Here is a 26,121-nt window from a genome sequence, read left to right on the forward strand (position 1 = left end):
TTTTTTTATTAGTAAATAAATTTTTAGAGTAGGCAGAACATAACGGTATATGGAAATCTATCTAAAAATATTTTTCTCTATTTTATATAAGGAATGCTTTGTATAAAGACTATTAAAATCTAAGAGTAAGATGGGTATAATACGCAATATAATTCATTTGAAAGAGGTTGAGATGTATGGAAAGTGAAGAACAAAACGTAGAATTAAAAAAGGAGATTTTCTCATTACTTTCTTCCTTTGAGGGGGATTTTGTTCATAATGTTAACATTTCTGGTTGGGATCTACGGGAGATAGATAAAACTGTTTTATTAAATAAGATACGAAATAACATATTTAATTTTTATTTCAGTATAAGTGACGAGTATGTATCACTTGTAATTGACTTGAATCCCGAAAGAGATTTTGATATTTTTCGTTCACCAGACTATCCAGAAGGAGAAATTTTCGAGTTGCATTTTCCTTATGAAATGACATTGAAATTAATAAATTTATATGCATTTGCTACAAAAGAAGAGGAAGAATCTGCAGTGTTAGCCGCCAATAAATCCACCATCTATAAAGAGTTTTTTGAGTTGTAAATTGAAGTTCTAATTTCCAAACCATTTATAATTAAATTATTTAATTTTGGAGTGAAAAATTTTGAATCCAATGTTCCGATCTAATGCCATTTATAATTCTTTTGCATTTGACTCGTTTATGACCATAAAATCTACAATTATTAAAACTTGTTTTCTATTAACATTACTGCTAGGAACTGCAACTTGTATTTCTACATATTTTCCAATGTTATCAATGAACATCGAACTCTTAATATGTTTGGTTATTATAGGGGTTATCATTATCTTAATAACAAATTTTTACCCCAAGTTTTCAATTGTATCAGCTCCTTCAATTTCAATAATCCAGGGTATATTAGTAGGTGCAATATCTCTAAGATATGCATTAATTTCATGGGATTTTATATTTACTGCAGCAGTAGGAACCTGCGCAATTGTATTTTCAGTTTCATTTCTATATATAACAAAAATCATTAAGGTTAGTCATAAATTAATATCTATAATATCTACACTTACGTCTGGCGTTTTAATATTCTATATGCTCATATGGGTTTTAAAATTGTTTGGAGTATCATTACCTTATTTGCATGAAGCGAATCCATTAACACTTGTTTTCACACTAGTTATTGTTCTTGTTGCAACTTTAACTTTATTAGCTGATTTTCGATATATAGAGTATATGGCGGAACATAACTTAGCAAAGCATATGGAATGGTATGCAGCATTGTCATTGTTAGTTACAATAGTATGGTTATACGTGGAATTACTACGCTTAAGTAGAATTGTGTATTTAATTTTGATTGGTCGTCAGCATTAGATATTGATACAATTATTTAACTTTATATAAGATTCAATCCAATTGTTTTAAAAATCGTTATTAAAATATTGATACGAGATGGTTATAATATAAAATATATTTTCGAGAAAGGGGGATAAAATATATGATTACTTTTATTACTATTTGTGCATACATGTGTGTTACAGTATTATCCTGTGGTGGGGTACTAGCGATATATAACCGAAAAAAGAGTAAATATGCTGAAAAGAATGATGATAAGCTGAGTATGAGAGCATACGATATAAATGTAAATTTTGGTATGAAAATGATGTTTACAGGTGTATTAGCCATGGGGTTTTTGTTCGTGGGTACTTTAGTAGTGTGCCTCCAAGGAAGTTTTATCTATATATAAAAGTGAGATATTAATATTTACTCCTATACATTACTATGACATTTTTATTTGCTTATGGTATACTTGCTTTAGAGATACAAGAGTATTACAGCTTAAATTTTTGCATATAATAAAGACGAGGTGTTACCAGCACCTCGCCAATAGTAACTAATATACCGAAGGGTGGACTTAGTTGCTAATTATTTATTCTTTCGTTTAGACTTGTCCCGCATTTGCTTCCCACGGCGCTGCAGGGCAGGTCTTCTACGTTTTTTACTACGTTTTGTACTAAGTTTCTGGACTAACTTATTAGCACATCCAGTAGCAAGTACAGTTAAAAATACTTTCAAAGTATCTTGAAGTAGTTGTAGTAGAATTTCCATATAGAGTCACCTCCTTCCCCTGAAAAATCGAGAAAGGATGCAACGTCCTACCCTACAATATTTAGTTACAATAGATATATTATACCATGATATTCCTTCCCAAAACTATAAAAATCCCATTCTATATATGTAATTGAATTAATGAAATGAATTTACAAAAGCTCAAACTAAAGGAATTTGATATGATTTAAATATGTTTTTTTTATGTTATATGCTTTTGGATTTGAAGTGAAAAACTCATATATAGAAGGAGTATAAATATGAAAAATATAAATGATCATGAATTAATACAAAGAAATAAGGCTGTATTTTTAGATAGGGATGGAGTCATTAACGAGATTTTATCCGATAAGGTGAAATTTGTTAATGCCCCAGAGGACGTCTATCTTCTCCCTGGAACTGCAGATGCAATTGCAAGTTTTAGAGAGAAAGGGTACATGATTTTTGTCGTTACAAATCAAGCTGGTGTGAGTTTGGGTTACATGAGCCATACTCTATTAAATACTATCCATAATCACTTAGAGAAAGAACTATTAAAAGTAAATGCGAACGCAGTTATAAAAGAAATAATGTCTTGCACTCATAATTTAAATGCCAACTGTAATTGTAGAAAGCCCAATGCAGGAATGCTTATAACATTGGCCGAGAAGTATAACATTTCTTTAGATGATAGTTATATGATTGGTGATCGTGAGTCGGACATAGATGCAGGCATTAAAGCAGGTACAAAAACCATACTTATTACTCAACAAATAATGGAAACAAAAGCGGATGAGCAATACTATACTTTATTAGAAGCTTCATCACATATTATATAAGCGGAACCATAAGTTTGCTGGATTTTTATAGCAAGCTTATGGTTCTTATTTTTTGTATATCTACTACATGTTACTAGAATTATATGGGGAAATATAAGAAATCACTATTAAAATCTATAATGTTAATGGATATAATACGATAATATCCCCCCCTTAATGTACTCCTGTTTTTATAAACAGGAGTATTTGATTTGATTAATATAGTTACCAATAGAAGAATAATGGAAAGAGGGTAGTAATTTGATGAATAAAAGATGGAAGATTATAAGTTTGATAGTTACTATTATGATTTTAAGTATTAGCTTTTTTATGATAAACAGTCAGAGTGATGTAAAAGCTAAGCAAAAGAATGCTCCAGATGACATTATTTCAATTAAAGAACTAGATGAGAAAAAATATGAAAATGATACGTATGTTTATTTCTTTAAACCAGATTGTAAGTTCTGTAAACAAGCGAATGATGATATCTACAAGGCAGCTAAAGATACAAATGTAAATTTAAATCGTGTGGATCTGTCCAAAAAAGAAAACGAAAGGCTTTGGGATGATCATCTAATTGGTGGTACACCAACTATAATCCATTTTAATCGTGGAGAAGAAGTAGAAAGAATACAGGGTGCAATGCCTTATGAAACTTATAAAAAATTCTTTAAGTATAGAATTGATTAATTTTTATTTAACTAACAGTCTATAGTAAACATAATTGTCCCCCTATTTGTCTAGTTATTAGAAATTTAAATAGGGGGATTATACTTTTTATAGGAGTGAAAAAATGGAACATATAGGTGGTTTAATATACTGGTTAAAAAAAGATAATACATTATCGATTGCACAATGCCCTAATGAAGAACTAGCTACTACAAATGATTTTGATAATCTAATAATGTATGAAGAAAAACATTATGCGCACGGACATAATCCATTAGTATCAGGTAATGATTTAATTCAATTGCAGGATGCGGCTTATAGATGGGATGAAAAGAAACAACAATATCAACACCAGTCTATTTCAGGATTGAAAAATGTTAAGTCCGTAATTTTTAATAATGATTTAACCATTCCAGTAGGAAATATTATGAATGAAGATACTCAAAATGCATACTCAGATAGTATAGTTTGTTTTCGTAAGCATAAGCCTTATCCAGTTTTAGGCCAATTCATAAACCCTCAAAACCAATTAATGATAGTGTCATCCATTAATGGAATTACAGGAATAGCATTATCTTTGTACGAAGAAATGAGTTTGCTTGAAGTTATTTATGCTTATTATCAAAAAAACGATAATAGCTATTAAAATATCAGGTATAAATCAGTAAAATATGCAACATAAAGCTATTAAGTACTAGTGAATGATTTATCAATAAATAAGGGAGTCGAATTAATTATGGAAATGATTGACCGACTAAGTGTAATGAATATACTAGATTCCAGTAAAAATAATGGTAATTACCTAGCACTTTCACATATCATCAAGATTGATAATATGTCTAAAGCAGCTGAACGCGTAAATAAATGGCTTACACAATATAACTCACCAGTGCAAACATTATCTAGTAAGACAGCTAAGCAATTTCTGAGATTTATTAATACATTACATCCTGATCAAACACACAAAGTGGAATTAATGCCGAATGTTTCAGAAAATCTATTGTTAAGAATAAGTAAGAATTTAATACTTCACTGTGAGTACTTTTCAGGAGAGCAAAACAATTCGATTAATATATGGTTAGAAGGTATTGTAATTAATGAAAATACAGCAAAAGATGAAGTTGTCCTTTTAATCAATTGGATAACGGATATTGTGAAGAAAAGTAAATCTGCTGCATTGCTAAGTAGATATTAAGTTTGAATTAGGTGTTGGAGGATTTATATGAAAAAAGTTTCAATTTTATTGATAACAGTCTGCTTTTTTTTAACAGGTTGTGGTGAGGATCCGGAGAATACAATCAGTAATATTGCATCAACAATAGAAAAAAATACTGGTATTCAAAATTTGCATACTCTATCACTAGAGAATGCAAAAAAACAATTCAAAATTTCAGAAGAAGAAGTAGAAACATTTGTAGTAAGAACAACCTATACTGATGCAGATTTAACAGAGTATGGAGTATTTTATGTTAATGATGAGAAATATCTTAAGGATGTAAAAAGCAAAATTAAAAAACATACACAAGAAGTTGCTTCTCGTATGAAAAAAGTAGATAATTCATATTATGATATAGCTAAAGAAGCAGTAATTAAAGAAAAAGACAATTATATATTTTATAGTATTGCGGAGAATCAAGAAGCCATGAAAACTGTATTTCTAGGCTATTTTGATCAGGAACAACCGAAAGATAAATAAAAGCGGAAGGAGGGTTAAAATGGATTTAAAAGTAATTGAAGTAAGTAAAGAGGATTACACACGATTGGCTGTTATGGAATTTGAGGAAACTATGATTATTTCTGCAATGTATGCAGAATTAGAAAATAACGCTTCTTTAAGTGAAGCTCTCCAAAATGTAGTGCATTCCTTCAATGAATTTAATGAGATGAGCGGAAAAGAATTTGAAACTCTTGATAAATTCAAGGTTCGAAAAATTCTTAAAAGTGGAGAAGAAAAAGGATATTGCAAATTAGTAAAGCAAAACGGAAATTCTTATAGTTTATATTATCTATAATTATATTGTTAATAACACATGTTTTTTGATAATATAGAAATATAAGAACTTTATTTTCTTTTCGTTACATATTAACAATTATAAGCCTTTGGGGTTTTAGATTATTATCTAACAACAGCCCAAGGGCTTTTTTGTGTTTATTTATAATAAGGGGGATTATTATGACAACAAATATTGACTTTAAGGGGAACAAAACTTGTTATTATCCATTAGGTATTAACGAGAAAAATGGTGTTATTCCATGTACTCAAATTGCTCAAAATTTCACTTCTGAAGAAATAGTTAAAGATCATGAAAATGATTCATATTTTTTTCGAAGCCTGGAGAAGCATGGAATTAAGTTAAATGAAAGTCAAATAGAAGCAGTAAGAAATGTAAGTGGACCAGTTATTACTCTGGCCGGAGCAGGTAGTGGTAAAACATCAGTTTTAACTTCTAAAGTAGGATACATGATGAATTACAAAGAAATTAAACCAGCAAATATTATGATTCTTACGTTTACTAAGAAGGCAGCAGAAGAAATGAAGTCACGTATAAGTAATTTACCTGGTCTATCAATTTCAGGAGCTAGACAATTATTAGCAGGAACATTTCATTCTATCTTTTTACGGGTAATACGGAATGCAGGCATAAATCAAAAGATTATTTCAAGTGAAAAAATGAAACATATTGCAATTAAAAATATTCTCCGTGATCTAAAATTAGCAGATTCATATGAGCCGGAAACCATTGTATCTATGATTGGCTATTTTAAAAATCATATGATTAAACCGAGTGATTTACCTACTAAATCTGTGATTGATAGAGAATTACGAGATATTTATGCAATGTACGAACAGTGGAAAGAACAACAAAATATGATTGATTTCGATGATATTTTAGTTATCATGTATGATTTGTTAACAACAAACTTCAAATTACGAGAACTCATTCAAGAAAAAATTAAATATATTTTAGTTGACGAATTTCAAGATAGTTCATCAATTCAATATGCTATTTTACAAATTATTGCTGCTCCACACAATAATTTAACGATTGTAGGGGATGATTGGCAGAGTATATATGCGTTTCGCGGGGCTAATCCAGGTATAATACTAAATTTCCCTAATGACTATTCCAAGGTCAAAAAAGTAATTTTGGATACAAACTATAGATCCAATCCTTATATAGTAGGATTAGGAAATTCTATTATTAAACAGAATAAAAAGCAATTTGATAAGACATTAAATACAAATAAAGATAGTGGATCCAAACCTAAATATTTTAGTCCAGATGACAGTAAGCAAGAAGCAACAATGATTATTAATGATATTATAGGACAAATTAAAGGTGGTAATAAGAACTATCGCGACTTCTCAATCCTATATCGTACGCATGCTGTTAGTAGATCCTTAATTGAGCAATTAGTTATAAAAGAAATCCCTTTTGTTCAATATAAAACAAAAGATTTATTTTATAACAACAGCAATGTTAAACCTATTATTAATGTTCTGAAATTGGCTATACGACCTAAAACAGATTTTGAATCGCTTAAAGGTGTATGTCCAATGTTATATATCGGAAAAGATAAAGTGATAGACAGTATAATCAATGCATATGCACTTGATGATTTAGAAGGTCAGACTAAACCATTGATATCTTACTTATTAAAGTGCCAGTTAACTCATAATCAAAACAAGAGAGTTATGCAACTTTATAAAACGATTAAGGAATGCAGGGGCATGTCAGCTATAGAGGCAATTCAATGTATACGATATGGTCATTTACAATATGAGCAATATTTATTAGATAATAAAAGAAAAAATATGACTACACATAAAGAAATGATGCTAGAAGAGCTGGATGAATTAGAAACATCTGCTAAAGGCTTTTCAACCATTAAAGAACTTATAGACTTTATAGAAAAGTTAGAGACACAATATGAAAAAATGAAAGAATTACAAAAAGAACAAAATGTAAATGCTATTTCATTAATGACCATTCATGGGTCGAAAGGATTAGAATTTAAACATGTTTATATAATCGGCGCAAGTGAGGGTACCCTACCGCACAAGTCTTCATTAGAGATTACTGATGACCGTGTAATAGATGGAAGCAAGGAAAAAAAGAAATACTTCAAGAACTACTTGAGGAAGAAAGAAGGCTTCTATACGTCGCTGTAACACGAGCAAAAGACTATTTACATATATACTCTCCTAAAAGTGTACGAGGTAAAGATGTAAAAATATCTAGATTTTTAAAAGAAGCATTTATAACTAAAAAACAATGATGTTTGAGCTGGTACTTTATTAAGTAACTACTCATTTCATTTAAATATTCTTTAACATTTATAGAATTACTTTATTTATTCTGTTAAAATTAATAATATAAAACATTATTTTAAATTTACTTCTATACTAATAAGTCAGGCCCCTTGGGTTTATTGAGATTCATTTCTTAATAAATACAAGGGGCTTTTTTGTGTAGATTATTAACAAAAATTGGAGGAATATATAATGACTTGGAATGAATTGCAGGATGTACAACCAAAAGTAGCTAGGATTTTACAAAATTCAATTAGAAAAGAAATGGTGGCTCACGCTTATATTTATGAAGGTAATAAAGGTATAGGAAAATATCAAGTAGCACTTCTATATGCTAAAACTTTGCTATGTAATAATGGATCTAATAGTGAACCTTGTCATGCGTGTAAAAATTGTACTCGAATCGATACAGGTAATCATCCAGATATTATCTATATTAAACCTGATGGTGCATCTATAAAAAAAGAGCAAATCGAAGAACTTCAAAAAGAATTCTCCTACGCTTCTTTTGAAAGCGGCAAAAAAATATATATAATTGAAAATGCTGAAAAAATGACGACTAATGCAGCGAATTCATTACTGAAATTTTTAGAAGAACCTGAAAGTGATTGTATTGCCATACTATTAACTGAACGCAGTAACGCACTATTGAGTACAATCATATCTAGGTGCCAATTAATCAGATTTGCTCCTATATCACCTAAGAAAGTGCAAGAGGCTTTAACAGAACAACTAATTTTTGGTGAAGAAGCTAAAATATTATCAAAATTAACTAATGACCTTGAACAAGCTAGGAAAATTAGTGAAGAATTAACACTTGGACCTAAATTAGATTTGATTCAAGAATTTATTCAAAAATGTAATACGTTAAAAGTGTATGCCTTAAAAAAGGAATTATCTGAAGCTTTCGCAGGTAAAGAGGGGACATTAATTTTCTATCATATTGTAATGTTATGGTTTGAAGACTTTTTAAATTACCATTTAAATAGAAGAAATGATTTAGTATTTAATGAAGAAATATTAGATACGGAAGTAAAAAAATATAAGTTAAATCAAATACTACATTTAATAAAATGTGCACAAAAATATCAAGGACGTGTACACAATAACCTAACTTTTACTACATTATTTGATGGTTTTGTAGCAGAATCTCAAGGTGTAGCAGCAGTTTAATATAACTACTATACATACATGGAGGAATTAAATTGGAATCTACTAATCAAGGAAGTTTTGACTGCTGCCATCTATGGTATAAATGTAACTATGGTAAGAATGGGTGTGAATGGGGGAAAACTCGTCCAGAAAAACCCGAGGCGTGTAACTGTTTTAAAAGAAACAATAAAAAAGAAAAAATTGAAAATAATGTTGAGGGATATTTAGAAGTAGAAGCTAAACAAAAAATAGAACAGAAAGTAGTTAAAGAAGATATAACATTAAACCAGGAAACACAATTATCATTATTTTAATTACTTTACATAGAACCTTGTTTTATTTAGTCTTTTACTGAAAAATAGAGGTTGAAACTGGATTTCATCATATAATCATGTTGTTTAACAATTATTAGAATAAGTACGAGAAATAGAATTTCTTAAATATATATAAAGTTAATTTTTGTAAGATAGGAAGAGTGTGAATCAATAGTTACTTGGTAATTATTGATTCACACTCTTTTTCCTTATATGACTTTTTACTGTTCTTTATTATCTAACTGCATATTAATTAATTCCAACAACAAGTTGAATTATCGGAAAATTAAGGATTGATTATTGGGCGATATAGTTTTAAATTTAAGCTATTGGATGAAGTAGATAAGGGAGATAAAAAAATGAATGTTAGCACAAAACAAATTATTAAAGGTGTTATAACGATTGAGGGAAATCAAGTAAATACGGGGATTTCACGCTCTGATTTGGAATGTATATTGAACACAAAAATAAAAGTTGATAGCGATCATGTAGGGTATGTCCTTGGTTCAGAATTAATATTTGAAGATGAACAAAAAGTTAGTTTTACTGTTTGGTTTAAAAATGATACCGTTAGAAAAATAGAACTAAATATAGGGGAATTTCGTTATGATGATGATGCATATAACTATCTTAAGGAATGGTTAAAAGAAAGAAAATTAGAATGGACTGGAGACTCTTTCTATCGAACGGAATTTGGCTTTATAAGTCCATCTTTACGTCGTGATATTTATGGATATTTTGCTATAAATATATCATTAGAATACAGAGAAATCCCAAGCAGAAAATTCTTGCCCATTAAAGAAAACAAAAGAAACACTATAAAGTTTGTAGTAGATGATTCCGAGTATAAGATTCAAAGGATTTCATTGAGAGAATTAGATGATCTGCCATTCTTAAATAACTTTATTGGAGATGGACCAATGAGCATTCGTGAACTCAATGATACGTACAGTAAAGATGATCGAATGGAAACTATTTATTTTATGGTTTCTAAAATAAATAATGATGTGGAGACAATCATTGGGGTGGCTGATTTTACATATTTTGCAGTATGGGAGGCATATCAAAATTCTGAGTTGTTTTTTTGTCTTGATGAATTAACAGAAGGATGGGGTATTGTAGGACATGTAGTTCAAAAGTACGGTTGTGGATTACAGAACAAAAATGGAATTACTCCGTATATTTTAGTGTTTGAAACTATACACGATGAAGTACCACACAATAAAGAATTAAAAATGTTTAATGAAGATAATGAAAATATGAAATTACTTTATAATTCAGCATTGCAGCTGGCATCTAATTACGTCAAAATACCGCATGAAAATATGACACTGATCAGCCTTTCAAGAAATAAGGATAGTCTGTTTTCTAATTATAAGAAAGTTGAAGATGTTTTTATCAACTATCAACGAACAGAAAAAGTGACTATATAACTTTCAATTTATGAATTTCATTAAAACCGCATTGTATGCAGCGTACTGGGGGATTAAGAACTTCAACTTCAAACAGTATGTCGTCCTCATCCCCTAGTAAGCGTTTTCTAAAATAGGATATATATAGTAGTTGAATAGTGTCAGTCCAATTATTCACAAACGAATGTCATACTTCATTTTCGAATTCTTCCAATTGTTCATAGCATTTAACTTTATCAGGATTGTCCATAATTTCCTTATCAAAAACCTTGTAATTTGTAAGTGGTTTTAAGATGCCCGCTTCAAGGTAAAAGAAGGTTTTTGTAGTCCCTTTACGTAATTCATTAGCAACGTAGTCTAATCTAACTTCTATAAATTTTAGTACTAAGATTTCTGGAGTTTCATTTTTAATTCCAACCCCTTGTTTAATTAAAACTGATGCAATGGTACTAATCTCCCTCTTTATATTTTCTATATTTTTATCGTCATCTTTTGAAATATTTAACATATGACGATGTCCTTGTAATTTCCTCGATAAATGTTTCATAGCCTTTTGAGTAGTTATAATTTCTTTCAATTTACTCATTCCTTTCTTCTACGAAATATTTCTTATATTGTTAATTATTATAACTTAAAGAAGCTTTTTCCACATTATAATTCAATTTAAAATAAAATTGTTTTAAGATACTAAGATTAGAATTCCACTAGATAATCCGAAAAACAAATTTTATCTCGCATTAACGTGCATAAGACCCCGACTTCAAAATTCAGCGAAAGCAAAGAGGTTAGGTGGGGGATCAACTGCCCGTAAAAGCACGATTTGTGTTGGCTAATTTATTCGAATGAAAAAATTAGGTATATTTCATTATTAAATATATGAAATGAGTAATAAAAAAGTTTTAAAGCAAATATATGAGCCATTTAATAAAGCAAGTGTGTTTTAAATATGGTAGCATAAATGAAGATAAATCTTAAAATAACTTTTTGAATAGAGGAGCAAATCAAATGAACAATTCAAGTCATAAATGTACTAATAAAGAATGCGATGGTATTATCACATATAATGAGAAGATTATTGATCATAAAAAAGCATTAAATGAAACTGGCGGGGTAATTGGTACTAAGGAATGTAGTAAATGCGGTAAGAAATATACACTTATTGTTACAGTTGGCCAAGCATTAATTGAAACTGATGAAGATGGAGAATTTGTAGGTGAATTGCCTAAAATATAAAAGTATGGTTTATTGTCCAACTTAATATTGAGTAATTGCTATATATTAAGTATAATTAGTATATATACAATATTTATTTTATTTTAATTAACTTTAAACAAAAACGTTCTTTAGGAACGACGAGCTTAACAAAAGCCTGTCTTTCTTTAGGACGTTTTTTTGCGTTTAAAAGAAAAAATATACAGAGTGTTTATAACAAATAAGGGGGAAAATCAAATGAATCAAGTAGTAAATATTAAAGAACAATTAGAGATTAAAGAAAGAGCTGCAGGTCAACGAGACAAAATTTTAGAAATACTACGCAATCGCGGACTTAAAGGTGTGACGAATGTTTATTTTTATGAGAAGGTAACAAAATCTTTAGGAGCAAGAATGAGTGAATTAAACGAAAGAGGTTATGGTATTACAACTAGACACTTAGGTAATGGTATGTACAAATATATTCTCGTAAGTGAGCCTTTAGTACCAAGTAAAAAATTCACTCGTGCGGAAGATATGCTTATGGAAGCAATTGAAGAAAGAGGTAGTGTTACTGCAGATGAACTAAAGAATCTATTAAAAAATTATGGATTCATCATTAGTAGAAAAAGTGGTTCGAAGAAATTAGCTAAGTAATCTTTTTGTATAAATAAGAATGAATTTGGAGGATAAAATATGAATGCAGTAAAATTGCTTATTGAGAAAGAAAATAACGAGGATCTTATTCTAAATACAAAATTTCAAAATCTATCTGAATTGAGGGAAAGTAATTTAAAAGTCGAAATTCATTCAATAATTAAAGAATTTAATAAAAATACTAATTCAAGAATAGATTTAAAGAAATTGTTCAGTGAAGGAACATTAGATTATCTAGATCCAGAAGAGATAAATATATATCTTTTAGGACGTAAATATACATTTTCTGATGAATTAGAGGTAATATTGCTCTCCGAAGAAACTTTAAAAAAGGAAGAAGATGAGTGGTTTGCAAGACTAGAAGATGAATATCTAACAAATGCTATACGTCACCATATAAGTTAATAATAAGAAAAACAGCAAAGACCTATTTACATTACTGTAAATAGGTCTTTTTATGTTGTACTTAAGTACAACATAATTATAATTAAGCTATAGGATATTAATAGAGGAGGGGTAATATGGAAGGTTATTCAACCATTGGGGATTGTATTATGGACTATACAAAGATATTAACTAATACCATAATTAGTGACTATTTAAAAGAAAACAAAGAGGTAAGATCGAATTTTGCTCGTGAATATTTAGAAGATGAGAATTCTAATTTGCTTTCAAAGATCATTGTAGAAGATTATATAATGCTTAAGCAATACTCATGTGATTTAGGAACATCCGAAAGGATTATGGAACAGCTAAAATTCATTATTGAGCATAATAATAAATATCATTTTGCTGCTATGGCGGCCTCTGAAGAAAACATAGCCTTAAAGATGTTAGAAACCCCTCAAAATGAAGTTTTAGATAAAGGGAGAGCAAATGAGTTACTTGAAAAAATCAAAAAAACCTATTTAAATAGGCTTGAACAAGAAATTAAACAGTATGATTTAGAGATATTACTGTATTTATTTTACTCATTAGCAACTAGATTGGCTGTATTATCACGTTTAACTTTTCATAACATAAATACAAATGATACAAATGATTTACCTTTGAATCAAGAGGATCCATATTCAATATTAACAACCGTAATAGCCAATATGGACACAAATAATATAATACAAACTAGCAAACATATAGGTAGAGAAAAACAGTTGATTGATATTATTTTCAATTTAATATATAAGGTGTATATAAATTCACAACAAGAGAATCATGGAACAAATCAAACAGACATCGATATACGAGAGATATATAAATTAGCTTTTATGGTAATGAAAAGTAATCTGTTTTTGAAATCTAATGAGCTTCTATATGAACAAGGTGAGTCTCTACTAATTAAAGATTGGAATTTAGTACAGGGTGGGAATTTTGAATATTATATGCAGTCTACTTTTTCTGATGTTGTTGACTTTAATTACAATATGGATATTATAGACGAAGTTTTTAAACAATATTCAAAAAGAGAAGGTTTTTGTCCACAAGATTTAAGTGATTTTATTAATTTTAGTTTCCAGTCCCATCATAAAGGAACAGATATTCATTTGAAAAATATTAGTAAGAAGGGTTTAGAGGAGGGGATTTTAAAGGTTACAAATATTAAAGATTATGGTATTGATAGATTCCTAGATATTCTTACGTTAAAAGAATCAAATGATATAGCTCATAAAGTAAATAAAATATCATTACAACCATTTGTAGAATTAAAAAATGATATGATTTTATATTCCGATACTATGTTATTACAAGCTAGACAAACATTACCAACGAGAATGTTGCAACAATCCTTTACATCCAACAAAAAATTGAAGAAATTTATATCTACTAATTATGATGAAGCTGGTATAAAAGATCTGGCCAAATCATTAGAGAAAAAAGGTTTAGCATATTTAGAACATGTATGTATTGATAAAATACATAATCATGATATCAAGACATTGTTGGAAACAAAAGGTATTACTAAAGAATTTGACTTGGTTTTTATAATGAATAAGGTTTTATATATAGTTGAGTATAAAACTTGGAAAATACAATTTCAAAATATTAGTCAAATACTCAATGAACAAAAGAAAATACAACTTAATATTGATAGCCATTTAAAAGCAATCAATGTTATTAATGAGTATTCCAAAGAATTTAAAGACTTATTTGGAAAAGAGTTTGCTGAATATAATAGAATTGAATTGATTATGGTATTCCAAAACCCAACATCCTTTAAATATCTAAATAAATCTAATGAAGTTAATGTACTCTCTCCAAATGAATTTAATGATTTTATTTGAGAATTCAATATAAAAACATTTCATTATAATATATGGATGTAGTATAATAAATGTGATATGAAAGATTGCTGATATATTTGTATTAGTAAGAAAAGATTCTATAAAAATTATGATGGATCAAGTCGAAGAAAAAACACCTTAACCTTATGGTGTTTTTTCTTTGTAAATATTTATATATGGATACTACTATCTAAATTTGTTATTATATATTTATAGTTAAAATTACCTTATTCTTAAAACTACCAAAACAAAAATGCAGTCTCTTGGACTTCTGATTTTTTTAAAAACAGTTGTGCTAGAGATTGCATTTTTTTGTTTTGCAATAAACCAAGGAGGAAAAGTAATAATATGAAAAACATGAATTTATTAAGTATTTACAGGGATAACAATGGCATTTATTTATATTTAGGAGAAGAAGTTACAACAAAAGAACAATTTCAATGGTCTGAACCTAGTGCATACATACCACTAAACAGAACATTTGATATTGATATTCTAGAGGAAATACTAGAAGAAAATAATATTAATACTAAGTTTAACGAATTAATTACAAATCCTGAATTAATACAAACAATTAAAGAAGAGTTTATGTAAAAACGACAAGATATTTAAATAAAACTTGTCGTTTTTATTTGTAATGAAAGGGGACTATTCATAGTGAGTTATGAATTAGAAACATTTTTAAAATTTCCCATTATTGGGTTGGGGCATATCTCGGAATGCAGTTAAGGATCAGCTCTTAACGCAGTTTTTAATAATATTATATAACATTTATTAAACTGTCCTTAAAATCACGAATTCAGGAGTAAGTAGGTAAAAAATCCTATCGCTAGACATTAGCCTGTTTAGTCGCAAGATTCGTGTCGCCCTTTATCACTCTAATAAAAAAGAGATGATAAGGAGCGGTTTAAAAATGAATACAAACAATTATGGAGTTATTGGAATTTTCTCGGGTTGCGGCGGTCTTGACACGGGGTTTTCCGAGTATGATTTTAATGTTCAATTAGCAATTGAGTTGGATTCTGATGCTTGTGATACATATAAGAAAAATCACCCGGAAACGGAAGTTTGGAATCGAGATATAAAAACTGTTAAAGGTGATGAAATAAGAAAACTAGTAGGGAATAAACCTCTTATTCTTTTAGGAGGATCTCCTTGCCAAAGTTTTTCGATATTTCAAGAAGAATTGACAGGGCCAAGAGGGATACAAGATGAAAGAGGTAAACTAATTTACGAATATCTTCGACTTGTAAAAGAACTGCAACCAGAAGTAATTGTATTTGAAAATGTTAAAAACATTGTATCAAAAGAACATTTGCCAGCATTTAAACGATTTATTGAACAGCTATCAAATGTTTCTGGTTTAAATATTACCTATAATATTATGCAAGCACATGACTATGGAGTCCCACAGCTTAGGGAAAGGGTTATTGTGATTGGTACTAAAAGTAATATTAATCCATTTAGTGTTATTCCAAAACTAGATGGTCCACGTACTTTAGGGGAAGTTCTAAAAGATTGTCCTAAATCAGAATTCTTTTCATTTAAAAAAGAATATGCACACGTTATGCAGTTAATTAAACCAGGGAAATGTTGGAATAGTTTAGAACCTAAAATAGCATTTACCATTATGAAAGAAGATTACAGAGGAATTTGTAAGTCTTGTAATCTTTCTTTTAAAGGTCAAATAAAATGTCCCAAATGCGGTAGTCAAAATATAAAAAATGGGCGCGGCATTACTTCTTATTTAAGAAGACTTTCACATACAAGACCATCTCCTACGGTTTGTGCTGTTCCTTCTTCTAAAGTGCATGGACTAATGGCCCATCCATTTGAAGAACGTGCTTTAAGTATAAGAGAAGCTGCCAGAATTCAAACATTTCCTGATGATTATGTATTTTGCGGAAATATATTTACGCAGCAAAAGCAGGTGGGCAATGCCGTGCCAGTGAATTTAGCAAAAGCTATTGCGATTGGAATAAAAACAATATTAACTTCCCTGGATAGTAAGCAGGAGGTTAAGTATCATAAAGAAAAAAGTTGCGTTCAATGGATTTTAGATAATCATGAAAATGCATTATCTGAATTAGAGAAAGATTTTATCCGTACATGTGTGAAAAAAATTCGTGCTGCAAAATCTTTCCCTGATAAATATTATGTCTATTTAAAAGAAATTATAAACAAATTAACGCAAAGGAAGAAGAATGATTACAAGAATATAAACTATTAAATTATGACATAAGAACTCAAAAACTATAACTAGAAGGAAATGAGGAAAATATAATGAAAAAAATATTAATTTCATTTATAACATTTAGTATTTTATTATCTGGATGTGTTAGTGATCGAGTAGGTGCATTAAATCAAGTTGATTCAAAGATGAAGGAAGTAAAGGAAAAAACAACTTCACTTGAAGATTCCATTTTAAGTGAAGATAAAGGCAAAAATAATAATTTTAACGACTCTCAAAATAGAGAGGCAGCAAAAGTAAATTATGTTTCTGATGGAGATACCATTTCTGTAACGCTTTTAAAATCAGGAAAAACTTATAAGGTCCGATACTTATGCCTAGACACTCCAGAATCAGTTAAAAAGGGTGTTAAGGTTCAGCCTGTAGCAAAAGATGCATCTAAGCGTAATAAGGAACTGGTGGCAGGTAAGAAGGTGTATTTAGAATACGAAGAAGATAATAAAGTGGATAAATACGGAAGATTATTAGCTTACATTTTCGTAGACGGAAAGATGGTCCAAGAGACGTTATTAAAAGAAGGTATGGGAATTATTCGATATACTAACGGTCACACTCGTTATATGGAACGGTTGAAAGCAGCAGAGACTGAAGCCAAAAATAAGAAATTGGGTGTATGGGGGATTAAAGGTTACGTAGAGAATGGAAAATATAATGAAAAATAAAATATAAAAATTTTAATAGCTTACTAGTTTCGATAATTCAAATCAAACTAGTAAGCTATTTTATTTAAAGAAAAACAATGGATATTTACAACATAATTAGCAAAATGCATAAAGGGGTACTACCATCAATTCGGAAAAAACCACGTTAAGAGTTTTTTAGTCATTTAGTTGGCGGGACCTAGCCCACCTTATGGAAAAAATAATTAAGTAGGTTAATGAATGCGTTTTCAAAACTTGGAATATATGATAAAATAATACTTGGATGGAAGTCCAATTTATATTATTAAAATTGAAGTGGTTATCAAGACGGAGGAAGGCGCCTTATGGTGTCTTTTCTTTATGATTTTATACAAATAAAAAAGCCTCGTTATAAGAGACTTTTTTATTATGAATAGATTTTATTAATTAGACCAGCCTTCATAATAACCTGTCCATGTGCCATCATCTTCTTGCCATGCGTTTTTCAAGTACCACGTCATACCAAACACTCCATTTTCGACTATGTTCGGTAAAGATTTTCTAGTAGGATACCCACGAAAATTTATCCCCTTCTTGTCCGACGCTGCCATAGTAACCTTTTCTGGCTTTGGACTTTCAGTATTAGGTGTTGCAGCCATCGCTCCACCTGCACCAGATAACATAATACCAGTCGCTAATGCCCCAACTACTAATTTCTTGAACATAAAAATTCCCCCTCAAGTATTTTTATATTTTGTACTTAGTTACATACTGATTTTGAAACGTATAAATAAGTTCCCCAGTTTGAGTTGTAAAATTTTAACCATTGATTATTTCCATTGACAGTTTGTCCTTTTACCCATTCACCAGTAAATCTAGTTCCATTAGCAACGTTATACGCTATTTTTGAACTCGTACTTGCTTCAGTTCGTACTTTTGTATTTTCATATTGTGCGTTACAGACTGCAAGACCCTTAGCTGCCATAGTAACCTTTTCTGGCTTTGGACTTTCAGTATTAGGTGTTGCAGCCATCGCTCCACCTGCACCAGATAACATAATACCAATCGTTAATGCTCCAACTACTAATTTCTTGAACATAAAAATTCCCCCTCAAATATTTTTTTATAACTTGCATAACAAACTTAACACATTTTACAAATAATGTTAGTTTGTTAAACTTGATAAAATGATATTTAAATATTCAGAAATTAAAACGTTTAATAACTTTATTTAAACCATATTCTAACATCAGAACGTGATTATGTTTATTAACAAAGATATTCTTTCGTCTGTTCAATCCTTTACAGAAAATCGGCTTTTTATATATGGTGACCCCTATATGAAAAATTCCTTAGCGCACGAAATTCGCGTTTTGTTGGCGGGAGCCCATAAAAATCTTAATAAATTATCATTTTACTATTAAAAACAAGAGATCAAATGACTATAATGTGCAAAAGGTAAAGCTGAAAGGAGAATTTTAATGAAATCATCCGTAAAACGATTAATTATGACAGGCTTGGCGGTAGGATCACTAACCTTTGTAAGTGGCTGCTCGCTTTTTGATAGTGATTCGGTGGAATATGCTGCTAAAACTGATAGCGGAACCATTTCTAAAGACGAATTATATAACCGCATGGTAGATAAAATTGGTCAAAGAACATTAGATGACATGATTACACTTACCGTATTGCAAAAAAAATATAAGGTATCTGATGGGGAAATTGATGATGAAATTAAACGTTTAAAATCAGAATTCGGTAACTCCTTTAATGACTTTCTTTCTCAGAACGGTGTAAACAATGAAGAACAATTAAAAGATGTAATTAAACTTGATAAGTTGAAACAAAAATTGGCTTTAGAACATTTAAAAATACAAGATAAAGATTTAAAAGCATTGTATGAGCAGAAGAAGCCAGAAATCAGGGTAAGTCATATCCTTGTTAGTGATGAAACTTTAGCCAAAGATATTAAATCAAAAATTGATTCGGGTGAAGATTTTGGTAGTTTAGCCAAAGAATTTTCACAGGATATCGCAACAAAAGAAAAAGGTGGTGATATTGGATACTTTAAAGAAGGAGATATGGTTCAAGCATTCCAGGATGCAGCAAGAAAGCTAAAAGTAGGAGAGGTTAGCCAACCGGTAAAAACGGATTTTGGATATCATGTTATTAAACTATTAGATGAGAAAAAACTACCATCCTTTGAACAGATGAAACCTCAATTGCAATCAGAATTAATTTCTAACAAAATGGATCAGGCTAAAATAAATGCTGAAATACAGAAATTATTAGATAAAGACAATATTAAGATCGGTGAAGAAAAACTAAAAGATATGTATAAAATCACTAATCAATCTAAAGAGAAACCATCATCTAAATAAATATTACAGCTAATTCAATTAGTAATAGAGAGAATTATACAACTTAAAATCTATTAGAAAAGGAAGTCGAAGAAATGTTGAAAAAAATAGTGAAAAAAAGCTTTTTAAAAATGGAGATAAAATATGATAAAGAAGTGGAATTTACAGAAGTGGATGTTTTGCAAGAAGGACAAGTATTACAACATTTCATTGAAGATAAATTAAAGGGTACTTATGCTATTAATCGTATGAATTTAGGCAGTTCATTAGGTGAGAAGTATGCATTAATCAATTTAAATGGTCATTCTCTATATGGTGAAGGTATTTTAGGTAAGTTATTTGATACTATGGACGAGTTACGATTGAAGCTCATTGAGGACGGTAAGTGGATTGTACTAGATATTGAACTTCATAATTTTATCGCTGAAGAACTATCATAAATAACTTAATGTTAAAGAACGTTTATTTAAATGATTCAAGAAGGAGATAATTACATGCAAAAAAGTGAAATTGGAATTAATAAATGTGATAATTTAATTTTTACATTATCACATTTATTAACACAAAAACACAATGTTATTGTTGTAGGTAAACCTGGGAAGGGAACTAAGCATTATTATAAGAGTACTAAAAATATATTAGAAGACTAGAATAATAGAATACTAATTGCAGTTGGGGTTACATATGATAGATTTTATTAAATGTAACCCTGTTTCTATTTTGTTTATGAATGATTTTATTAGATTGTTATACAATTTGAATTTTGTATAGAAAGTTGTGGAATTATGGAAGCTAAAAATAAATTAGAAAATATTATTTGGCACATTAAAACAAATAGATTGGTTCTGGGTGATGAAAGAACATTAAATGATGTATTAAAAGCGTTAGAAAACATGGTAGAGGAAAACTAGCCAAAAGAGTTACTTGATATCTATTTTTAATTTTATTGAGAAGGAGAAAGGATATGCGAAGTTCAGGGAAAAGCATGGATGAATCTTTATTAAAAAAGTATTTTCAATCAACTTCAAACAAAGAACAAAATATTACATCGCCTATTAATGATGTTTCTTTAGTAAAAGATGAACATGAAAAATATAAATCTATTCGTTCTTTAACTAGAGAAATTAATAATTCTAATAAATGAAATACAAGAATTTTGTATAATTATTTCTGCAGTAGGAGGTTATAAAATGGAGGCACTACAAGAATTAATAGTAAAGTACGATTGGAATTTACTATGTTGGGAGGATAGATTTAGTAGAGGTATATGGGCTATTGTTGCACCTCATCCAAACCATACATATGAAATAAGAGAGATTACAGATGGTGAAGGTATATTAAGTACGGCATTGTGGTTTTATTTCTGTAATGAAGGTTCATGGCTCCCTGTTGCTAATGGAAGTAATGTAAAGGATGTTTTAACAAAGCTAGACGACAAAATTAAACCGATGATTGGTAACAACATATGGAGAGAAAGTGTATATGACACTTTTCAACATTTTCTTGAAGAAAAATATAGTAATTTCGGTTTGGAAATTGATCTTAAAAATAAAGTGAAGATTTTACTAAAACCGGAGGAATTATAAAATTTCTTAACAAAAGCTTTATTTGGCAGAGCTTAATACAATTTGAATTTTGTATAAAAATGGAGGGAACGAAAATGAGAGAAGTTGAGTTTCGTGGTAAGCCTATCGAAGATTATGGTGGTGATGCAAAATGGTTTTATGGAAGTGCAGTTGTAAATTACGAAGATAAATTAGCTTATATTGAAGCTCCAGGTTATGGATGCGTTCCGGTTGAATGTGAAACGGTTGGTCAATACATAGGGCAAAAGGATAAGTATGGTAAGAAAATTTATGAAGGTGATTTATTCTATTGGCGTAATACTTTACGACAAGTTGTATATAGGGAAGATAAAGCGGCATTCATGGCTAAAAGAGTGCAAGGTAAAAGCAATAATGATTTTTACTTTTATATGTGGAATTTACAAGATTTATTAGAACGAGTTGAAGTAATAGGAAATACCTATGAAAACCCAGAGTTTTTAAGAAACTAATGATTAGTAACAATAAAGATGTTTAATTTCAAAGTGGTGAGCCCCCATTATCACGTTGTTTAATTACACCAATCGAAAAATAAAGTCGTTTAAGAAATGAATTTTAGATATAAAAATTGGCATAAGGAGGTATTTTACAATGAGTGAGTTTCAATCAGGAAAAAGAGAAGGGTATATTTATGGGTATATATTTCTTTCGGGAAATAACGGGTTGGTTTTAGATGAAGGGCCACATGAGTATCCAATAGAATCAGCAGAATTACTAATCAATGGAGAATTTATTTTGATGGAAAATTTAACGCTAGATTTATTGAAGACAAAAGAGCTATACGGTTCCAGAGCAAGGATTAAGGAAAGCTTTATTTTATAGTTCATAAATTGAAGGACTTTATTATTTTTAAACAACTTTATTATTTGTAAACAACTAAACCGAAGCGTTATTTGGTAGAAAAGGGGATGGAAAATGAGAAGTTCTTTACAAAAATTCTTTTGTAAACGAAATATTCATAATATATGTGTGATGGAGAATGCTAAAGGATTAGGCATTATTTTATAGAGTGTAATCAAATTTGAATTTTGTATAAAATATATAAAAATTACAATGAAGACTCCATTTTTATAACGGAGGGGGATACGGTGACAAGATTTGATATCTTACATAAAGGTTGTCTCTATGTGATCGTGCTTTTGGGTTCAATGATTACAATATACCATTTCATCTTATTTATAGTAAAAAGGAATATGAATAAGATGAAAAGAGAAATCAAAGTTGAAGTAATAAATGATTTTACTATTTGTGACAATAAAGGTGAAATGCTACAGGAATTTAAAGCAGGTGAGCAATTTGATGTAAAGTTCAATAAAAATACATGGAAGTTCATTTGTGGTGAGATAGTAGTAGCGGAATGTAATTACTTTGGAAACATAAAGATGCATGATGGTTTCAAATTAATTTAGAACAAAATCGCTAATTGGTTTAAATTTTAAATTTTGTCCTAAAGGGGTGAACTATTTTATTTTGAAAGATATATATTCTTTTTTAGATTCGCCATTTGCTGATTGGACTGGTCGTGAAATTGCTACTGTTATTTTATTTCTTGGTGCTTTGTTTTTTGTGGGTGTTATTGGGTGTATGTTTAAAAAATAATTTATACGCTGTTCAAGTAGTTACTACGAGTAAATAAAAATGAAAAATCGTTTTTTTATTTATTCATAACAATATATCTGAAAGGATGAATCCAATGAAAGAAAAAATAGAATTAAATAAGAGTATCCATAGTGGTTGTTATGTAGAGATTATTCCTCCATTATATAGAAATGAGCCATTTGATGGACCGGTCATAAAAAATGAAGCACTAAACATATACTATAACCTACAAACTGATACATGTTGTGATAGAAGTGATATTGCGGGTTTGAATATAGAATTCCAAGATGGAGTTCTTGAAATATTAGAAGTTTTAAATGTAAAAAATCCGCTTTATTATACTCATATTGTAAAAGATAAGGGAGGATATATTTATGCGGTCGAAATTAAAGAAGGTGATTGGACTGAACAGTTTTTAGATTAAAAAATAAATTAAATAATTTTATTATTAAACAACCCTTATATTTGTAAAAAGGCACCTACTATTAAACTAACATAATAGGTGCCTTTTTTTAAACTAACATAAGCTGATTATTATATTCTTCACGTCGTACAATTTTTATAGCCTGGTCAGGTTTTAACCTTTTAAATTGACCATTATTTATGTGAAATATTGCGTTACTTCTATCCGCATGATGCTCAATCAATAGTAAAGCCTCTTTAAATAGTTCTTCGTTATTTGCAACTGCAACCATATTAGTGCCATTTTCTCTTAAAATCCATATTACATTTCGTTCCATTTGAAAGTATGTACTCATATCAGCAGCATAAAAGTCGGTTGTATATCTTTTAACATAGCGTTTAACATGTCGCTGCATAACAATAATTTCATTGCTATACACACTTATAGGGATATCTATTGGAATAGCAATATGATCCATATCAAATTTGATATTAAGTTCCTCAATTCTATTCATAACATCTAAGAACTGGTACGCCATAATTTCTCTTTTAATAAACACTGGTAATCCTTTAGTTATTTTAATACCGTATATTTTTACATCTGTATTCATCATAATTATTTTCCCCCTTATAAACCTAAAGATAGTTGGCCATTCTCACTCATAGATATTGGAAAAGTCTCATTAAAAGCTTCTTTTACTTTATTTACACCCTTTTTGAATACAGTCTTCAATTTATAAAAAGTTTTTGCTATTTGATTAGCTATGGATTTAATAACTCTACAATCAACACTTTGACCAATAATTTCATATCTTCTTGTCATTGGTATTGTGTCAGGTAATGTAAACCATTTAGGGATAGATAATATCCGGTATAGCTCTGCTTCGCTAAAGAATCTCCATTTTGTTTTATCTTCATTTAATAGATAGGTATTAGATGCACAGTGACTTCTATATCTACTTAATATGCATTGGATCTCCTTTGCATCTGGTGTCACAAATGATTTTTCAAGACTTCGATTTTTAAAAGCATCTCTACTTTCAAAACTTTTTTTCCAAGCTTTAAAATCCTTCCACTCATGGTCTGTATCTTTACCATCTAAAAACACCTTTAACTTTGGCCGTTTTATAGTCCGTGGTGGGGAAGGGAACTGGAAGTCTAGAAATGCTTCTTTTGTCCGAAATGCTAATGCATATGTTCTATTTCTTCTTGCTATAGAACCATAGTCATACGCTTCAATGTTTTTTTCACTCCAATAAGGTAGTTCATCTACTATAAGTTCTTTTAAATCACTGTACATTCTGCTTTTAAAGAATGCTGGTACATTTTCAAAAAATATCATTTCAGGCTCGGCTGCTCGTATAATTCTTGCTACAGCTATAGCCAAATCAATTTGTGTTGATTCTTCCATGTCCCCAAGTGTACTGAAATTATTGCACGGAATGGTGCAATTTATTACGTCTACTTTAGGAACAACATTAATATCGCGTACATCACAATTCATAATAAAGGAAGAGAAATTATGTCTGATTGCTTCACAACAGTCCTCTTCAAGCTCAATTTCTGCTACAGGGGTAAAATACTGTGTATCAACAAATGATGCAGTACCAATACCTCCACCGGCGCACACACTAAGTAATGAAATTCTCTCATCTTTGCTTTTAGGTATAGTTGTCATATCAGTTAATTGAAAGTGTAAGGGTTGTACCACAATTTTTTTATGATATACACAAACTTCTACCTTCTCATTAACTCGTATTATTTCCTTATAAGATTCCTTTGCTGTATCAACAAGTGGTCTTCTTAACCCAGTAGTACGATTTACTCGACTTGAAACAGATATATTATGTGGGTTAATACAATTAGTTTCTTCGATAATAATTTTTTGCTCTTCTAAGCTTATTTTTAATTTATTCCCTGGTATAAATCCTGCTGCTTCACAAACCAAATGTTGCAAAAATAATCGAGGTGTTTCTTCTTTTCCTTTTTTACTCACTTGATAGACCTTTTTTAATAACATATTGTTTTCCTCCTAAAAAAACAGAATAAAAGTAACTGGTTTCTTTACTCTTAATCTGTTAATCTCTTTTTTTATATTGATATATTTCTTTCATATTATTTTTAAACACAAAAAACCCCTCAGGATCCTTAAGATTGTTAATAATCTTCAGAAACCCAAGGGGTCGATAATTTTTAAATATAATAAGAAAGAAAAGTAATTAAATATGTTTTGATTATAGCATAAATACCTTCTCTTTAGTCACAGAACTATTAATCTAAAATGCACATATACTAACCTGAAAATAAAATTCAAGATAGTTATTGCTGAATTTTAAAAAGCAATCATTGTTTTAGAATGATATTATTGATTATACAATTTAAAGAATTTT

38 protein-coding genes are annotated in these 26,121 nt (G+C 29.6%); 32 read left to right on the plus strand and 6 right to left on the minus strand.

Features of this window, described 5'->3' with window-relative positions; translation table 11 throughout:
* Window positions 1-176 precede the first annotated feature (176 nt).
* The 3 genes from BCG9842_RS27800 (at window position 177) to BCG9842_RS27810 (ending at window position 1,747) form a co-directional block, all read left to right on the plus strand.
* Window positions 177-578 carry a hypothetical protein gene (locus BCG9842_RS27800; protein ID WP_000443243.1) on the plus strand — a complete coding sequence of 134 codons (402 nt, stop codon included), beginning with the start codon at window positions 177-179 and terminating at the stop codon, window positions 576-578.
* Window positions 579-648: 70 nt separating this feature from the next.
* On the plus strand, window positions 649-1,374 hold the full coding sequence (locus BCG9842_RS27805; RefSeq protein WP_041488199.1) for a Bax inhibitor-1/YccA family membrane protein: 726 nt from the start codon (window positions 649-651) through the stop codon (window positions 1,372-1,374).
* Between the two features lie 124 nt (window positions 1,375-1,498).
* On the plus strand, window positions 1,499-1,747 hold the full coding sequence (locus tag BCG9842_RS27810; protein WP_000627594.1) for a hypothetical protein: 249 nt from the start codon (window positions 1,499-1,501) through the stop codon (window positions 1,745-1,747).
* Between the two features lie 179 nt (window positions 1,748-1,926).
* Here the strand turns inward: BCG9842_RS27810 and BCG9842_RS27815 are convergent, their stop codons facing one another.
* Entirely contained in the window at window positions 1,927-2,109 is a 183-nt protein-coding gene (locus tag BCG9842_RS27815; protein ID WP_000404353.1) for a hypothetical protein, read from the minus strand.
* Between the two features lie 260 nt (window positions 2,110-2,369).
* Here BCG9842_RS27815 and BCG9842_RS27820 point away from each other — a divergent pair, with 260 nt between their 5' ends.
* From BCG9842_RS27820 to BCG9842_RS27865, 11 genes are all read left to right on the plus strand, one after another.
* The gene (locus BCG9842_RS27820) at window positions 2,370-2,927 is read left to right on the plus strand and encodes a D-glycero-alpha-D-manno-heptose-1,7-bisphosphate 7-phosphatase (RefSeq protein ID WP_000789943.1); all 558 of its coding nucleotides are present in this window, start codon (window positions 2,370-2,372) and stop codon (window positions 2,925-2,927) included.
* Window positions 2,928-3,170: 243 nt separating this feature from the next.
* The gene (locus BCG9842_RS27825; protein WP_001042898.1) at window positions 3,171-3,596 is read left to right on the plus strand and encodes a thioredoxin family protein; all 426 of its coding nucleotides are present in this window, start codon (window positions 3,171-3,173) and stop codon (window positions 3,594-3,596) included.
* Window positions 3,597-3,699: 103 nt separating this feature from the next.
* On the plus strand, window positions 3,700-4,221 hold the full coding sequence (locus tag BCG9842_RS27830; protein ID WP_000400037.1) for a hypothetical protein: 522 nt from the start codon (window positions 3,700-3,702) through the stop codon (window positions 4,219-4,221).
* 90 nt (window positions 4,222-4,311) lie between these two features.
* Window positions 4,312-4,770, plus strand: coding sequence for a hypothetical protein (locus tag BCG9842_RS27835; RefSeq protein ID WP_000425185.1), 459 nt, complete (start codon window positions 4,312-4,314; stop codon window positions 4,768-4,770).
* A gap of 27 nt (window positions 4,771-4,797) precedes the next feature.
* The gene (locus tag BCG9842_RS27840) at window positions 4,798-5,271 is read left to right on the plus strand and encodes a DUF4358 domain-containing protein (RefSeq protein ID WP_000757900.1); all 474 of its coding nucleotides are present in this window, start codon (window positions 4,798-4,800) and stop codon (window positions 5,269-5,271) included.
* A 19-nt stretch (window positions 5,272-5,290) separates the two neighbouring features.
* Window positions 5,291-5,587, plus strand: a complete 297-nt coding sequence (locus tag BCG9842_RS27845; protein ID WP_000364677.1) for a hypothetical protein — start codon at window positions 5,291-5,293, stop codon at window positions 5,585-5,587.
* A 161-nt stretch (window positions 5,588-5,748) separates the two neighbouring features.
* Complete coding sequence (locus tag BCG9842_RS27850) at window positions 5,749-7,749, plus strand: ATP-dependent helicase (RefSeq protein WP_012614859.1); 2,001 nt, start codon at window positions 5,749-5,751, stop codon at window positions 7,747-7,749.
* Window positions 7,698-7,856, plus strand: a complete 159-nt coding sequence (locus BCG9842_RS31840) for a 3'-5' exonuclease (RefSeq protein WP_262362934.1) — start codon at window positions 7,698-7,700, stop codon at window positions 7,854-7,856. The genes BCG9842_RS27850 and BCG9842_RS31840 overlap by 52 nt, the downstream gene beginning before the upstream one ends.
* A gap of 226 nt (window positions 7,857-8,082) precedes the next feature.
* Window positions 8,083-9,063 (plus strand): DNA polymerase III subunit delta', encoded by a 981-nt coding sequence (holB, locus tag BCG9842_RS27855; protein WP_000220097.1) that lies wholly within the window; start codon window positions 8,083-8,085, stop codon window positions 9,061-9,063.
* A gap of 32 nt (window positions 9,064-9,095) precedes the next feature.
* Window positions 9,096-9,356, plus strand: a complete 261-nt coding sequence (locus BCG9842_RS27860) for a hypothetical protein (RefSeq protein ID WP_000446332.1) — start codon at window positions 9,096-9,098, stop codon at window positions 9,354-9,356.
* 359 nt (window positions 9,357-9,715) lie between these two features.
* Window positions 9,716-10,789, plus strand: a complete 1,074-nt coding sequence (locus BCG9842_RS27865; RefSeq protein WP_001103223.1) for a hypothetical protein — start codon at window positions 9,716-9,718, stop codon at window positions 10,787-10,789.
* Window positions 10,790-10,955: 166 nt separating this feature from the next.
* On the opposite strand, the gene BCG9842_RS27870 is transcribed toward BCG9842_RS27865, so the two are convergent.
* A complete protein-coding gene (locus BCG9842_RS27870) occupies window positions 10,956-11,354 on the minus strand; it encodes a hypothetical protein (RefSeq protein WP_000040173.1) in 399 nt (132 codons plus the stop codon).
* A gap of 419 nt (window positions 11,355-11,773) precedes the next feature.
* On the opposite strand from BCG9842_RS27870, the gene BCG9842_RS27875 reads away from it, so the two are divergent.
* The 7 genes from BCG9842_RS27875 (at window position 11,774) to BCG9842_RS27905 (ending at window position 17,808) form a co-directional block, all read left to right on the plus strand.
* Window positions 11,774-12,001 (plus strand): hypothetical protein, encoded by a 228-nt coding sequence (locus BCG9842_RS27875; protein ID WP_001066072.1) that lies wholly within the window; start codon window positions 11,774-11,776, stop codon window positions 11,999-12,001.
* A gap of 216 nt (window positions 12,002-12,217) precedes the next feature.
* Window positions 12,218-12,616, plus strand: a complete 399-nt coding sequence (locus tag BCG9842_RS27880) for a helix-turn-helix domain-containing protein (RefSeq protein WP_001077676.1) — start codon at window positions 12,218-12,220, stop codon at window positions 12,614-12,616.
* Window positions 12,617-12,655: 39 nt separating this feature from the next.
* A complete protein-coding gene (locus BCG9842_RS27885; RefSeq protein WP_000994738.1) occupies window positions 12,656-13,021 on the plus strand; it encodes a hypothetical protein in 366 nt (121 codons plus the stop codon).
* Window positions 13,022-13,137: 116 nt separating this feature from the next.
* Complete coding sequence (locus tag BCG9842_RS27890; protein ID WP_000399426.1) at window positions 13,138-14,895, plus strand: hypothetical protein; 1,758 nt, start codon at window positions 13,138-13,140, stop codon at window positions 14,893-14,895.
* Between the two features lie 348 nt (window positions 14,896-15,243).
* Window positions 15,244-15,489 carry a hypothetical protein gene (locus tag BCG9842_RS27895; RefSeq protein ID WP_000794194.1) on the plus strand — a complete coding sequence of 82 codons (246 nt, stop codon included), beginning with the start codon at window positions 15,244-15,246 and terminating at the stop codon, window positions 15,487-15,489.
* 319 nt (window positions 15,490-15,808) lie between these two features.
* Window positions 15,809-17,125 (plus strand): DNA cytosine methyltransferase, encoded by a 1,317-nt coding sequence (gene dcm, locus BCG9842_RS27900; RefSeq protein WP_001095649.1) that lies wholly within the window; start codon window positions 15,809-15,811, stop codon window positions 17,123-17,125.
* Between the two features lie 53 nt (window positions 17,126-17,178).
* Window positions 17,179-17,808, plus strand: coding sequence for a thermonuclease family protein (locus BCG9842_RS27905; RefSeq protein WP_000721959.1), 630 nt, complete (start codon window positions 17,179-17,181; stop codon window positions 17,806-17,808).
* 401 nt (window positions 17,809-18,209) lie between these two features.
* Here the strand turns inward: BCG9842_RS27905 and BCG9842_RS27910 are convergent, their stop codons facing one another.
* Complete coding sequence (locus BCG9842_RS27910) at window positions 18,210-18,491, minus strand: LCI fold-containing protein (RefSeq protein ID WP_000473824.1); 282 nt, start codon at window positions 18,489-18,491, stop codon at window positions 18,210-18,212.
* A gap of 35 nt (window positions 18,492-18,526) precedes the next feature.
* Window positions 18,527-18,865, minus strand: coding sequence for a hypothetical protein (locus BCG9842_RS27915; protein WP_000473829.1), 339 nt, complete (start codon window positions 18,863-18,865; stop codon window positions 18,527-18,529).
* Window positions 18,866-19,247: 382 nt separating this feature from the next.
* Here BCG9842_RS27915 and BCG9842_RS27920 point away from each other — a divergent pair, with 382 nt between their 5' ends.
* The 11 genes from BCG9842_RS27920 (at window position 19,248) to BCG9842_RS27955 (ending at window position 23,753) form a co-directional block, all read left to right on the plus strand.
* On the plus strand, window positions 19,248-20,147 hold the full coding sequence (locus BCG9842_RS27920) for a peptidylprolyl isomerase (protein WP_000842836.1): 900 nt from the start codon (window positions 19,248-19,250) through the stop codon (window positions 20,145-20,147).
* Between the two features lie 74 nt (window positions 20,148-20,221).
* Entirely contained in the window at window positions 20,222-20,566 is a 345-nt protein-coding gene (locus BCG9842_RS27925) for a hypothetical protein (RefSeq protein ID WP_000913994.1), read from the plus strand.
* Between the two features lie 54 nt (window positions 20,567-20,620).
* Complete coding sequence (locus BCG9842_RS31110) at window positions 20,621-20,776, plus strand: hypothetical protein (RefSeq protein WP_012614862.1); 156 nt, start codon at window positions 20,621-20,623, stop codon at window positions 20,774-20,776.
* Between the two features lie 135 nt (window positions 20,777-20,911).
* The gene (locus tag BCG9842_RS31845; RefSeq protein ID WP_000387620.1) at window positions 20,912-21,037 is read left to right on the plus strand and encodes a hypothetical protein; all 126 of its coding nucleotides are present in this window, start codon (window positions 20,912-20,914) and stop codon (window positions 21,035-21,037) included.
* A 53-nt stretch (window positions 21,038-21,090) separates the two neighbouring features.
* Window positions 21,091-21,270: a hypothetical protein gene (locus tag BCG9842_RS27930; RefSeq protein ID WP_001257859.1), complete on the plus strand. Its 180-nt coding sequence runs from the start codon at window positions 21,091-21,093 to the stop codon at window positions 21,268-21,270.
* A 46-nt stretch (window positions 21,271-21,316) separates the two neighbouring features.
* Window positions 21,317-21,712, plus strand: a complete 396-nt coding sequence (locus tag BCG9842_RS27935; RefSeq protein ID WP_000387828.1) for a hypothetical protein — start codon at window positions 21,317-21,319, stop codon at window positions 21,710-21,712.
* 74 nt (window positions 21,713-21,786) lie between these two features.
* Window positions 21,787-22,182: a YopX family protein gene (locus tag BCG9842_RS27940; protein WP_001209421.1), complete on the plus strand. Its 396-nt coding sequence runs from the start codon at window positions 21,787-21,789 to the stop codon at window positions 22,180-22,182.
* A gap of 139 nt (window positions 22,183-22,321) precedes the next feature.
* Window positions 22,322-22,552: a hypothetical protein gene (locus BCG9842_RS27945; RefSeq protein ID WP_001288777.1), complete on the plus strand. Its 231-nt coding sequence runs from the start codon at window positions 22,322-22,324 to the stop codon at window positions 22,550-22,552.
* A 266-nt stretch (window positions 22,553-22,818) separates the two neighbouring features.
* On the plus strand, window positions 22,819-23,139 hold the full coding sequence (locus BCG9842_RS31735; RefSeq protein WP_000196522.1) for a hypothetical protein: 321 nt from the start codon (window positions 22,819-22,821) through the stop codon (window positions 23,137-23,139).
* A 61-nt stretch (window positions 23,140-23,200) separates the two neighbouring features.
* Complete coding sequence (locus BCG9842_RS31850; protein WP_012614866.1) at window positions 23,201-23,329, plus strand: hypothetical protein; 129 nt, start codon at window positions 23,201-23,203, stop codon at window positions 23,327-23,329.
* A gap of 94 nt (window positions 23,330-23,423) precedes the next feature.
* A complete protein-coding gene (locus tag BCG9842_RS27955) occupies window positions 23,424-23,753 on the plus strand; it encodes a hypothetical protein (RefSeq protein WP_000659911.1) in 330 nt (109 codons plus the stop codon).
* Window positions 23,754-23,841: 88 nt separating this feature from the next.
* On the opposite strand, the gene BCG9842_RS27960 is transcribed toward BCG9842_RS27955, so the two are convergent.
* Together BCG9842_RS27960 and BCG9842_RS27965 are read right to left on the minus strand one after the other, a co-directional pair.
* A complete protein-coding gene (locus BCG9842_RS27960; protein ID WP_000982137.1) occupies window positions 23,842-24,345 on the minus strand; it encodes a hypothetical protein in 504 nt (167 codons plus the stop codon).
* Window positions 24,346-24,359: 14 nt separating this feature from the next.
* Window positions 24,360-25,751, minus strand: coding sequence for a DNA cytosine methyltransferase (locus BCG9842_RS27965; protein WP_012614853.1), 1,392 nt, complete (start codon window positions 25,749-25,751; stop codon window positions 24,360-24,362).
* Between the last annotated feature and the right edge of the window lie 370 nt (window positions 25,752-26,121).

The sequence above is a fragment of the Bacillus cereus G9842 genome (assembly GCF_000021305.1).
Taxonomy (GTDB): Bacteria; Bacillota; Bacilli; order Bacillales; family Bacillaceae_G; genus Bacillus_A; species Bacillus_A thuringiensis_S.